Origin of the sequence: Bacillus sp. L_1B0_5, from assembly GCF_000836715.1 — a bacterium.
GTDB classification, from domain to species: domain Bacteria; phylum Bacillota; class Bacilli; order Bacillales; family Bacillaceae_G; genus Bacillus_A; species Bacillus_A thuringiensis_S.
In genome coordinates this window covers 26,940-38,301 of record NZ_JXIS01000134.1, presented here as the reverse complement: position 1 = coordinate 38,301, position 11,362 = coordinate 26,940, and the positions used below count along the sequence as shown (strand labels likewise).

Sequence of the window (11,362 nt, the reverse complement as noted above, 5' to 3'; positions counted from 1 at the left end):
TCTTCTTAGATTTAAAGCGCGGTGCGCTGTTTTGTTTTTTGAAAAAGCGTGTATAAGCATCCGCAAGGTTGCGAACAGACGACTGAATCGCAATACTATCCACTTCTTTTAGCCAAACAAACTCTTTCTTCATGGCAGGAAGTTTGGCAGAGCATGTACCATATGTTAAACCTTTCCCAGTGTCTTTATATGCGTGATCCCATAGGGATAGGAAATGATTGAATACAAAGCGAGAACAACCTATCGTTTTGTTAATTAGAATTGCTTGTGCTTGATTTGAATAGATACGAAACTTATAGGCTTTATTAATTATCATTTGATTCACCTCCATTTCGTTATATGACTATTATATACAGAACATACATTCGATTGATAGTGAAGTAACACTTTATGTATGTCGAACAATTAAGATGGCTTTCTGCCATCCCTTGTTTGAAGCCAATTCACCTCCCACCTACTCACTTCGCGTTCCTTGAGGAAAGAGTCTTCTTGGCTAAAATGATAAAAGTTTTAACCATTTTCTCTTTTAATAACCGAAAGACTGAACAATATCCTCTTTCAGCTATATTCACTCATGATGAACTTCTTCATAATACGCATTAAAAACTGGTATTACTTTCAATTTAAATCCACAACTAAAAATCGATTTCCAAATTTTAATATTCATGGTATAATCTATAAAGTTTTATTTTAGCATATTTTAACATATTACTTAAAGTTTGGAGGATATTAGTTTGTTTTTGTCAAAAATCATAGAAACATATGCCTTATATGATCTACATAAAAAACGTAGTAAAAAGTTTCAATATTCAACTCTTCCTACCAGAAGAGAGAATTTGGATGAGAGGGAGAAATTTTATGAATCTCATCAAACTGATATTATTTTTGAATTGAATTGTTCGGAAGAGACTGATTATAGAAATGGAAAATTTAAATATCAAAGCTTAATTGAGTCTGGCGATTCATCTAACGATGTAGTAACCGGGGAGATATTTTTAAATAGAAATGAGGATGTACCAAATGTCATTTTTGTACACGGATGGCGTATGGAAACAAACGAACGTGTTAAAAAAATCTTTCACAAAGATATTTTAAAATTGGGATGGAATATGTATTACTTTACTCTTCCTTATCATTTTGATAGAGAACCTATAGGATCACATTATAGTGGAGAATATATGGTAAGTGCCAATATTGAAAGGACAATTAAATCAACCAAGCAAGCTGTAGTTGATTTACGCACGTTAATTCATTGGATTAAGACAAACAAAAAAGGGCCTGTGATCTTAATTGGTATTAGCTTGGGTGGTTTCATTACAAATCTAACTGCTACCGTTGAATGTGAAATCGATATCTTAGCTTCTATATTTTATGCCAACAAACTTTCTTATTCAATATGGAATACTAGTCCAGGAAAATTTATCAAAGAGGATTTAGAACATCATGGTGTAACATATGATAAATTAATAGAATATTGGAAGATTACCGAACCTAGTCAGGCCCTTCCACAAGTTAACAAAAAAAACATTTTGTTAATTTGCGGGAAATATGATCAATATGTACATTTTGAGGATACAAATTATTTGTGGGAAGCTTGGGAAAGACCTAACAGATATATGTATGATTGTGGACATGCAGGGATTGTTCTTAAACGAAAAAAAATCGCTATGGATACTCTTGCTTTTATCCAGAAACGAATCAAGAGCTAATATTATGATATTACTTGTATTTTTCCTTTGGATAATGAGTACAATTCTTTTTTTGACTAATTCTCAAAATGAGGAAACAAGATGGGGAAGTCTTATTGCTTTCTTTGGAGGATGTGGAGGTTTTGGAGTTATGGTTGGGGACGGTCCAAATCGACCCGAATGGATTTTATGGATTGATAGTTTATTCACTTCTTTTGGACATTATATGACCCCTTATGCTATTTTGATTTTCGGTTTGACTTTTGCAAAAGCATTCAAAACTACTAATCAAAGAATTATATGGAAAATCTTATTTCTGATCCCTGTTATTTTTATGTATAACATAGACCAGCTTTATCCAGTATTTAAAACCAATTACACTTTATTATCGCTTTGGACTGTTCCATATGTTATGGGTGCAAATATCCTATTAGTCTACTCTACATATTTAGAAGCAAGACCCGCGATTAAAAAACATAAAATATTTACTTGTTTAGTAATAATCCCCCCTATTACATTTGCTTTATTCACAAATATCATTTTAGAGGCATGTGGAATCCCTGATGTTTGGTTATGTGATCCTTGGATTATTACACTGCAATTCTTATTATTCGCGTATCTAATCGTTAAATATGGATTTCTTGATGTAAGAGTTAGATTTGAAAAACAACGACGTGATACAACAATGAAATCTATCACCTCTGGTACAGCAATGTTGAACCATACGATAAAAAATGAATTAGCTAAAATTGATATGTTAGTTAATCAACTGAAGGATCATGTCATACTGGATGAGACAGCTGCTGAAAATATTGAGTTAGCATTAGAATCAACACATCATGTTTTAAAACTTTCATCACGTATTCAAAATAAATTGGACTTTATTTACCTTAAGGAATCTGAGTTTTGGTTAAGTGAAGTTATAGATTCTGCAATTTATTTACTACAACCATATCTCAATTCAGATATTAATATTATTAAGAATTACGAAGTTGACGTGAAAGTTTTGGGTGATTCTATACATTTACAAGAAACTTTTCTAAACATAATTAAGAATGCAATAGAAGCTATGGAAAGTAAAGGGGAGATAGTGATTAAAATCTATAAAACTAAAAGAAAATTATTTATAGATTTTAAAGATAGCGGAAAAGGAATTAAAAAAGATGAACTTTTACTTGTGTTAAACCCCTTCTACTCGACTAAGGGAACTAAGGAAGGTAATTATGGCTTAGGTTTAACCTATTGTTATAATGTTATGCAAAAACATCATGGTGATATTACAATGAAAAGCAAACTAGGCCAAGGTACTACATTTACATTATCACTTCCTTCAAAAAGGATTATTGAACTTACCTACTAATATAATTTTAAATCAATAGGAGCGAACAACTTATGAGCAATATTAGGTTAATGATTGTAGAAGACGATCCAGTTTGGATGAAATGCTTATGTAATTATATACGAAAAGAAAGTGATATTATTATTGTTCAACAAATATATACGAAAGAAGAAGCTTTTCAAGTATCTTGTAATGATATTGATGTAGTTTTATTAGATTTAACACTTTCAGAAAATGATGAAAACTTAAGTGGACTTGAGGTTGCAAACGAATTATACAACAGAGGATTAAAAAAAATTATAATATTAACATCATGGGATGAAAAAGAAATTATACTTGAAGCCTTTGATAAAGGGGCTATTAATTACGTCACGAAATTATCTTATAGAGATATTCCCAAAGTTATCAGAGAAGCTAATTGTAGTAAGGTCAGTCTTCATTCTGATGTCTCAACTGTACTTATTAATGAAATTAAGACTGAAAGAAAAATAAAAGTGCTAACTCCCTCGGAACGTGAAGTATACAAGCTAAAAGAACAAGGTTTAAACAAAAACCAGATTGCGACAATACTATATAAATCTATTGAAACAATAAAAAAACAAATACAAATGATAAACAAGAAATTAAAATAAAGGATTTCATTTGAAAGTTTTTGTAATAAGACTTCTGAGCAATCTAATCTCATCGTATTAATTATAAGTTACTTCCTACTCTTAAAGCGTTAATAGAACAATCACTTTATTGTTCATGTAGTTAGGAATTGTTGTGATTATTAATTGTAGTTCCTTCTAGATCAAAAACGATTTAGGAGGAACTACAATTGATTTTTTTATAACTCAAACTAGAAATCCTAAATAAAAAAGTTGTTCTAAAGAATTTTTTTGACTTTCTCATGCCTTAATAATCCGTGTTATCTTAGCATACTGAAATTTGCAGCATCCTAACACGATTCAAAATATCCCATATAACTTGTAAGCTACTCTTTCAAAATAAATTGTAATTGCTTCTAGACAATTATAATTTACTTTTGAGGGCAATTTACTGTGGGTAGTTTATCAAGTTTTACACGAAAATTACAAAACAAACCTTTTTTACTCTTATTTATTTTTTCTCCAGTTATAATCTGAGAGAATAATATCATCCAAGGTATACTTAGGCTCCCAGTTTAGCTTGTTTCTTACTTTTGTACAATCAGCTAACACACTTGCAGGGTCCCCTTCACGTCGTCCAACATAAGTGTAATTTAATTTTGTATCTGTCACTCTCTCAACGGCTTGAGCAATCTCCGTAACTGAAAATCCCTTTTCGGTACCGATATTAAATAAATCAGAAGGATGTCCAGCAAAAAGATAATCCATCCCCATAACATGGGCTCTAGCTAAATCTAAAACATGAATATAATCCCTAATGCATGTTCCATCTTTTGTATCGTAGTCTTGACCGAAAATTTGTAAAACATCATTTTCACCTAGAATTGTCTTATTAGCATTCGGAATAATATGTGTAGGATTTTTAACTCTTAAACCATTTGAAGCATCTAATGACGCGCCAGCTACATTGAAATATCTAAAAATAACATATCGCATATTATAACGAGAAGCTGTCCAATGAATTAACCTTTCACCTGCATACTTAGTTTCCGCATAAGGATTGATAGCTGCCACTGGTGTTTCTTCAGTAGCTTTACTATCAAAACAATTATCTCCATATACAGATGCGGTAGATGAGAACATTATTCTTTCAATCTTATATTTAACTAATATTTCTAATACTTTCTGTAATCCTGTAACATTAGCTTCATAATATTCGAATGGTTTTTCCATGCTTTCGCTCACAATAATTTTACCTGCACAATGTAATACAGCGTCAATCGTTTCATTTTCAAAAATTCGAGAAAAGTCATCTTGATTTGTAACATCTAATTCATAAAATTTTGCCCTAGAATCAATTGCATCTTTGCTACCTGAACTCAAATCATCTGCAACAACTACATTATAACCATGATTTATCAATTCTGTTACTGTATGAGAACCAATATATCCAGCTCCACCTGTTACTAAAATATTTTTCATAATTTACATCTCCTAATATTTACATATTCAATCCGCCATCAACAGTGAAAACTTGTCCTGTTATATAATCACTTTTTTTAGATGCTAAAAAGGCGACCATTTCCGCGACATCTTGTTTTGATCCAAACCTATTTAAAGGTATTTGTTTCAAATATTCATTACGAATATTTTCTGGTAAACTATCTGTCATATCACTAATAATGAAACCTGGTGCAACAGCATTTACTTGAATATTTTTTTTACCTAACTCTTTTGCTAATGCCTTGGTAAAACCAATTATTCCGGCTTTTGAAGCTGAATAATTGGTTTGTCCTACATTTCCTGATAATCCTGAAACAGAGCTCATATTTATAATTTTACCCTGCCTTTGTTTAATCATCACCTTTGCAGCTAATTTAGACGTTATAAAGACGCTTGTTAAATTAGTATCCATGACCAAATCAAAATCTGATTTGGTCATTCTTACAATCAAGTTATCTTTTGTTATACCCGCATTATTTACTAGTATATCTATTTTTTTATATTTTTCAATAATGTTACTTATAAGTTCGATAACTTCCAATTCATCACATAAATTCGCCTTCATACAAACTACATTTCCTGCATAATTAAGTGAATTTATATGTTTTTGTAGTGTCCTTGCCGATTCTTCACTCTGAAAATAGTGTAAAACTACCAAGTAACCATCTTCTGCTAATTTTTCAACGACACTTGAACCAATTCCTTTTGAACCACCTGTAACTAAGGCTACTTTTTGCATTCGTAATCTCCTATTTCACTAAATAAATTGTTAATGGTATTACCGATTAAGTCATTAATGCTTGGTAAATTGCGAATATTAATTAGAGCATTTTGTAAAAGTTTCAGAACCTCTTCTTGAGTTAATTCCCCATCACGTTCAATAGCAGCCTTCACATCACAAATTAGTTCCAATATATCAATTAAATCTATTGAAAAGTTAGTTTTGCACTGCATTGAATTAAAATGATGTCGGTTTTGTGAATGAATTTCAATAGCTTTACCTAATTTAGTATTTAAAAATTCCTTATATTCTTTTGAATGAAAATCTTTTTTTCTTAACTCGTCATTGTATTGATCATATGAATTAAAAATGATATCATTCGTTATCTTATCGTTATCATGATACAATTGTCGCATATAGAGTTCATCTATACACTTCTTTATATTATTGCTTACTTTTTCTTTATGATTAATTATATCTTTCCGGTAGTTACTCATTGCTCCATACCTTTATCATTTCATTAATAGGATCAAAATAAGAATATCTATCTCCTATCAAAATACCATCAAATCCTATGTTTTTAGCCATTTCAGCTTCTTCTAATCCTACACAGCCACCAAACAGACATTGGTATTCAAAATTAAAGTTAGAACGTTTTAACTCATCCATACATCGTTTAATTTCTTTAAAAATACACATAATTTCATACTCATTGTAGCATTTAATACCTTTGATCGTAGATTCTATACATTCATATGCAATAATTACTTTTTTATTTTCTAAAAAGACATTCTTAAGGATACTATTCAATTCCTCAACAATTTCTGTAGGGTTGTTGGTAATACCGATACAAAGTATGGGTACAATATTATGATCCAAAGCATTTTCTAATCTTTGTTTTATAATGGAAATATCTTCATTCAATGCTTTACGTCTTTCTAAATGACCCACCATTGTATAGTTTATCCCTAATTTTTTTAAAACATTGGGGGAAATCTCCCCCACTATTCTTTTTTTTATAGAGATATTTTGACTTATAATTTCAGCTGAATACTTGTTATTCTTAATAGGCAACGTAGGGGCAATTAATATATTATGTTTAGACCCGTATGCTGGGACTTGTTCACAAAACTTTTCTTGCATGTCGATATCCATCTTGCTTTTCAAATTAATAACGCACAACATTATAATTCTACCTTAATGTATTCAATTAGTTGATTTTCAAATTCTTTATACTGAGGATCCTTAACTACATTATGGAATGAAATCGACTTACGTTTAGTAAATCCACAGAATTGCATCGTTTTATGGATTGGAAGAAGCACATCGTCTACATCTTTATTTCCAAAAAATTCTCCCTCTGTTTTAAATGCATGCTTAGGTGCATTCCAAGTTGTAGATAAAATATAACTTTTTCCTTTCATTAATCCACCAGCACCATATTTTTCTGCGAAACTATAAAATTGGTTATATTCGAATACCTCATCCATATATAACTTTAGTTTACCTGGTACAGAGAACCAATAGATAGGGAATTGATAAATAATCAGATCTGCCCATAAAAATTTATTTCTTTCCTCCATAACATTGTAATTCATAACACTACTTAATTGAATATTATGCTTACTTCTTAAATGATTTAAATACACATTGACTAATGAAAAATTCAAATCCCCTTTACTAAAATCATGCTTCTGATAACCATTTATTATTAATATATTCATTATTAAAAAACCTCACTCTTTCATTGTAATATTTCTTCACTATATAAGTTAATACTTAAAATGAACCTATCGTATTTACAAATATAGACGTTATTTTCACAAGTTTTTTGTTAAAACTTAATTAGCCTTCTATATTTCATATTGATCTTTAAATGTAAAGTTACAGTATCGTTAAAGAATAATTAGAGCTTTGCATCTCATTTTTTATTCCATCAATGCCCATATTCATACCAACACTCTCGAATTAAAATTTATTTCATTTATATATTTATAAATATTTATTTTTGTATCAGTAATTTATCTCCTTTCTTTTAACTCTTATAAGAGCCAATTCAAAACTAAAAAAGTAACATCTAATCATAAACAAACTACTTTTATTTAAAAAGTTATTTATTGGTTTATTAATAAAATCTAGATGCATAAGGGGAGTGCCTAAAATTAGAAATATCTTGTGACATTGTATTAAAATCTTCTGTAACCCATTTCATCAACAATCTAAATATTAATATATAACAAACTAAAAGAGGAGGGGTATTTCCCCCCCCCTTCTCTTTTTCCATTAATTGTGATAAAATTTACGTTTGTAAAAATTTAGTTAATGCAACTTCTCAATAAAATCCCTTGGTTTTGGTGTAAAAATTAATAATGCGTAAAAAATGAATCATTCATAACGTAATGGCATTTTATACATTAAGACCATCAGATAGATTTCATTTTTGGGTAATTTGTAATTAAATGATAGATGTATATTTCCATAACTCAAATTAGCCCTTCCTTTACTATAAATAGGTTGGCATCATTTAATCTAAATCCATAATAAATTTCTGATTTTCTTGAATTCTCCCTGAGGCAAGGAAATTATTTTTTACAGCTGCCTCTTTGTATGAATTGTAACTATTTGCACACACTATAATTGGAAGGCTTGAATCATTGTCATTGAAAAATGTTCAGCACTTCCGCTCCTTAAGAGAACAGTCTACGCAACTGTTCTCTTTTCCTTTTTTTACAAAAATAACAGGACAAGCATAGTCAACTATGCTACAATCAATTGCATTGCAATATTCTCAACGTTCCCTCAACAATTTCTCAATATTTTTCATGGACAATAGCACACTTCCTCAACGTTATTAATATCTTAATATTAAATACTGAAGGAGGTGCTAGAAAATGACTTGGTTCATTATTTTAGGATTTATGCTTATTTTAAGTATAGGTGGCTTTCATACACATAGTATTCATATCATTTTCAAAATAGATTCAGATATAAAAGCTATGCCAAGTTGGTCTTTCGTTAATAAAATAAACTTTCGAACATTTAAAGAATTGTTAAAAAACCCAAACAGGAATAAACTCAAAAGCCTTACCATAGGAGAGCTGTTTATCCCTTTAAGTCTATTCAATAAATTATTTGGCAAAACATTAATTTTTCTAATCCTATTTTTCTATTCTCAATTCTTAAACTAAATATAATATGAGATGAGTAAAAGAATAGCAGTCGCCGACCATAACAAACAACAGACCGCCTATTACAGACGGTCTGTTTTAAAACAAATTGACTATATCAACAAAATAAGGACGCCTTAATTATTCAGAATATTCTTATTATTAATGAAAAAAATCGTAGTTAATTATAAACCATCTATTTCCTGTTATTATCAGATTAAGCCTTTACAGAGAAAAGGGGGATATTATGACTGTTCAAGAAAAAAGTAATAAGCAATTGATGGAATTATTAAATGAATGGTATGAAAAAATTCGTTTATATCATGTAAAAGAAGCAAAACAAACATATCTACAAGTAAAGGAAAGCTTAAAAGTAATAGAGACTGATCCATATTTATCATTTTATTACTCACTACTAGATTTTAGATATAAAGTCTTGGTAGATGGAGTGAGTATTACAAAAGATTCCTTTAAGAATATAGAAAAATTCCCTAATATCGAAGAGGATTTTTTATTTTTAGCTTATTATTATCATTTCTTTAAGGCAATCCACTTTACAATTATAGCAAATTATACTGAAGCGAAAACACATTATGAAAAAGCGGAAAGGCTTTTAATTGATATACCTGATGAAATAGAACAGGCCGAGTTTGAGTATAGATTTTCAACTTACTGTTATCAATCTTATCAACCATTTGAAGCGATTCAACATGTAGTAAAAGCCAAAAAAATATATTTGAACCATGTAGGATATGAAATTAATACTGCTTTATGCGACAATGTATATGGTTTAGCCTGTATAGATCTAAGAGAATTTGAAAAAGCGGAAGAATGTCTCAATACGGTTATTGATGTTTTTAATAAGCATAATGAGGAACATTTATTATTAAGAGCACGTTACAATTTAGGCTGGTTATATAATATTCAAGATTTATATCCATTGGCGATCCGACAGAGTTCTGAAATTATAAATAAAATACCGAATCATTTTAAAGCATTATTTGTCTTAGCAAGAGCATATTATAAATTAGAAGGCATTGAAACAGCTAAATCATATATCGAGCATGGAATAAACTATACGAATGAAGCAGGAAATGAGGAATATAAGCACCGTTTCGCAGTTTTAAATGAACTACTCACAGAATTACCTAGAATTAAACTAGAAAAAGTAGTGACTGATGCAATTTCTTATTTTGAAAAAGAAGAAATGTGGGATTGTGTAAAAGAATATGCAGAGATTTTAGCAACTCAATTTTATGAGACAGATAACCATGTTAAGGCGAGCAAATATTTCTACATTAGCAGTAATGCTGGTAAGAAACATTTGAAAAAAGGAGCGTTAAAGTGATGAAAAAAATAAAAAAAATTGTATTAAGTATGGTAGTAATAAGTGCATTAGCATATAGCATGAATAGTTTACATGCACCTCAACAATCTTCTTCTAATGGTGGAGATACACCAGCACCTACAATACCTAGTGTCTCTGTAGAAGTATCTATTGATTAACGTAATACATTTTTCTCGCTTTAAAAAACAGAAAATTCAACCTTTTGATGAATGAATATTGAACCCCTTGTCCGAAACAGCTTTGTTTCGGACTATTCACATTACTATACTTGTACGTAGGAAGATATACTAAAAGTTGACGAGATTTTCTATACTTGAACTCCCCCCACTCACTTCGCGTTCCTTGAGGAAGGAGTCTTCTTGGCTAAAATGATAAAATACGAGCACCCTATCACCAAATATGGAATGCTCGTATATATACTTCTAGTTAATAAGATTTAAATCTACTTCTTAGAAAAATCATAATTCTATAATCATTTATTATGCTTACAATGTATTAGCTAGATTACAAGATCGCAAAATGATACCTACCCTTTGAATACCTAAAGGCGATGGGCTTTCTCGTTCAGAAAGAACTGTAATTTCTTCTCTTTTTGAACTAAGGCCTTTAACTTTTTTAAATAATCGATTTCCATACGTAAACATTCATTTTCATCTTTTAATGCCTGTATACGCCCCTCAATAGCTACATTATTTAACTTTGATCTTGTTTTTTCCATAGCTGAACCCCCTTTCTTCTTTTTATATAGGAATTCCACGACTTTTAAATCATATATTTCCCTTCATCTACGAACTATTCCAATAAATCTTTTAACTAAAACAATTAATTTATTTCATTTGTTCTTATTTTATTTATCAAAATTTCAAATATATCTTTTGAAAAATCTACTGTATCCCTCCCATATCTATCTCCCCTAAATGAATCGTAATACATATTATACCCAACACATTTATAAGCTTTAATCGTATTTTTAACAAAACCAACTTAATTTTAAACAGATATTACA

Annotated in this window: 13 protein-coding genes; 6 read left to right on the top strand and 7 right to left on the bottom strand. The window is 30.0% G+C overall.

The window, feature by feature from the left end:
* Window positions 1-316, bottom strand: a 316-nt coding sequence (locus tag RT27_RS29460; protein ID WP_043938660.1) for a helix-turn-helix domain-containing protein, incomplete at its 3' end; no start/stop codon positions are given.
* Window positions 317-734: 418 nt separating this feature from the next.
* On the opposite strand from RT27_RS29460, the gene RT27_RS29455 reads away from it, so the two are divergent.
* The 3 genes from RT27_RS29455 to RT27_RS29445 are packed head-to-tail and all read left to right on the top strand — an operon-like array spanning window position 735 to window position 3,659.
* Window positions 735-1,709, top strand: coding sequence for an alpha/beta hydrolase family protein (locus RT27_RS29455; protein WP_156137724.1), 975 nt, complete (start codon window positions 735-737; stop codon window positions 1,707-1,709).
* 4 nt (window positions 1,710-1,713) lie between these two features.
* Window positions 1,714-3,048 carry a HAMP domain-containing sensor histidine kinase gene (locus RT27_RS29450; RefSeq protein ID WP_043938657.1) on the top strand — a complete coding sequence of 445 codons (1,335 nt, stop codon included), beginning with the start codon at window positions 1,714-1,716 and terminating at the stop codon, window positions 3,046-3,048.
* Between the two features lie 32 nt (window positions 3,049-3,080).
* Window positions 3,081-3,659 carry a response regulator transcription factor gene (locus RT27_RS29445; RefSeq protein ID WP_043938656.1) on the top strand — a complete coding sequence of 193 codons (579 nt, stop codon included), beginning with the start codon at window positions 3,081-3,083 and terminating at the stop codon, window positions 3,657-3,659.
* Between the two features lie 465 nt (window positions 3,660-4,124).
* Here RT27_RS29445 and galE read toward each other — a convergent pair whose 3' ends face one another.
* The 5 genes from galE to RT27_RS29420 are packed head-to-tail and all read right to left on the bottom strand — an operon-like array spanning window position 4,125 to window position 7,565.
* On the bottom strand, window positions 4,125-5,099 hold the full coding sequence (gene galE, locus RT27_RS29440) for a UDP-glucose 4-epimerase GalE (RefSeq protein WP_000789915.1): 975 nt from the start codon (window positions 5,097-5,099) through the stop codon (window positions 4,125-4,127).
* A 19-nt stretch (window positions 5,100-5,118) separates the two neighbouring features.
* Window positions 5,119-5,859, bottom strand: coding sequence for a 3-oxoacyl-[acyl-carrier-protein] reductase (gene fabG, locus RT27_RS29435; protein WP_043938653.1), 741 nt, complete (start codon window positions 5,857-5,859; stop codon window positions 5,119-5,121).
* Window positions 5,847-6,338: a DUF5662 family protein gene (locus RT27_RS29430; RefSeq protein WP_043938651.1), complete on the bottom strand. Its 492-nt coding sequence runs from the start codon at window positions 6,336-6,338 to the stop codon at window positions 5,847-5,849. The genes fabG and RT27_RS29430 overlap by 13 nt, the downstream gene beginning before the upstream one ends.
* Window positions 6,331-7,026, bottom strand: a complete 696-nt coding sequence (locus tag RT27_RS29425; protein ID WP_043938649.1) for a triose-phosphate isomerase — start codon at window positions 7,024-7,026, stop codon at window positions 6,331-6,333. The genes RT27_RS29430 and RT27_RS29425 overlap by 8 nt, the downstream gene beginning before the upstream one ends.
* The gene (locus tag RT27_RS29420; RefSeq protein WP_001023223.1) at window positions 7,026-7,565 is read right to left on the bottom strand and encodes an NAD(P)H-dependent oxidoreductase; all 540 of its coding nucleotides are present in this window, start codon (window positions 7,563-7,565) and stop codon (window positions 7,026-7,028) included. The genes RT27_RS29425 and RT27_RS29420 overlap by 1 nt, the downstream gene beginning before the upstream one ends.
* A gap of 1,167 nt (window positions 7,566-8,732) precedes the next feature.
* Between RT27_RS29420 and RT27_RS29415 the strand changes: the two genes are divergently transcribed.
* From RT27_RS29415 to RT27_RS34495, 3 genes are all read left to right on the top strand, one after another.
* Entirely contained in the window at window positions 8,733-9,029 is a 297-nt protein-coding gene (locus RT27_RS29415; protein WP_000219738.1) for a hypothetical protein, read from the top strand.
* Between the two features lie 226 nt (window positions 9,030-9,255).
* Complete coding sequence (locus tag RT27_RS29410; protein WP_016083008.1) at window positions 9,256-10,356, top strand: RapH N-terminal domain-containing protein; 1,101 nt, start codon at window positions 9,256-9,258, stop codon at window positions 10,354-10,356.
* Entirely contained in the window at window positions 10,356-10,514 is a 159-nt protein-coding gene (locus RT27_RS34495) for a Phr family secreted Rap phosphatase inhibitor (RefSeq protein WP_082044991.1), read from the top strand. Before RT27_RS29410 ends, RT27_RS34495 begins: the two co-directional genes overlap by 1 nt.
* A 383-nt stretch (window positions 10,515-10,897) precedes the next feature.
* Here RT27_RS34495 and RT27_RS35500 read toward each other — a convergent pair whose 3' ends face one another.
* Entirely contained in the window at window positions 10,898-11,074 is a 177-nt protein-coding gene (locus RT27_RS35500) for a hypothetical protein (RefSeq protein WP_043938647.1), read from the bottom strand.
* Between the last annotated feature and the right edge of the window lie 288 nt (window positions 11,075-11,362).

What these genes read in the sequence shown, in the direction of transcription:
- fabG (WP_043938653.1), bottom strand. Translation starts at nt 5,859, where the DNA reads ATGCAAAAAGTAGCCTTAGTTACAGGTGGTTCAAAAGGAATTGGTTCA.
- RT27_RS35500 (WP_043938647.1), bottom strand. Translation starts at nt 11,074, where the DNA reads ATGGAAAAAACAAGATCAAAGTTAAATAATGTAGCTATTGAGGGGCGT.
- RT27_RS29410 (WP_016083008.1), top strand. Translation starts at nt 9,256, where the DNA reads ATGACTGTTCAAGAAAAAAGTAATAAGCAATTGATGGAATTATTAAAT.
- RT27_RS29415 (WP_000219738.1), top strand. Translation starts at nt 8,733, where the DNA reads ATGACTTGGTTCATTATTTTAGGATTTATGCTTATTTTAAGTATAGGT.
- RT27_RS29420 (WP_001023223.1), bottom strand. Translation starts at nt 7,565, where the DNA reads ATGAATATATTAATAATAAATGGTTATCAGAAGCATGATTTTAGTAAA.
- RT27_RS29430 (WP_043938651.1), bottom strand. Translation starts at nt 6,338, where the DNA reads ATGAGTAACTACCGGAAAGATATAATTAATCATAAAGAAAAAGTAAGC.
- RT27_RS29450 (WP_043938657.1), top strand. Translation starts at nt 1,714, where the DNA reads ATGATATTACTTGTATTTTTCCTTTGGATAATGAGTACAATTCTTTTT.
- RT27_RS34495 (WP_082044991.1), top strand. Translation starts at nt 10,356, where the DNA reads ATGAAAAAAATAAAAAAAATTGTATTAAGTATGGTAGTAATAAGTGCA.
- galE (WP_000789915.1), bottom strand. Translation starts at nt 5,099, where the DNA reads ATGAAAAATATTTTAGTAACAGGTGGAGCTGGATATATTGGTTCTCAT.
- RT27_RS29425 (WP_043938649.1), bottom strand. Translation starts at nt 7,026, where the DNA reads ATGTTGTGCGTTATTAATTTGAAAAGCAAGATGGATATCGACATGCAA.
- RT27_RS29445 (WP_043938656.1), top strand. Translation starts at nt 3,081, where the DNA reads ATGAGCAATATTAGGTTAATGATTGTAGAAGACGATCCAGTTTGGATG.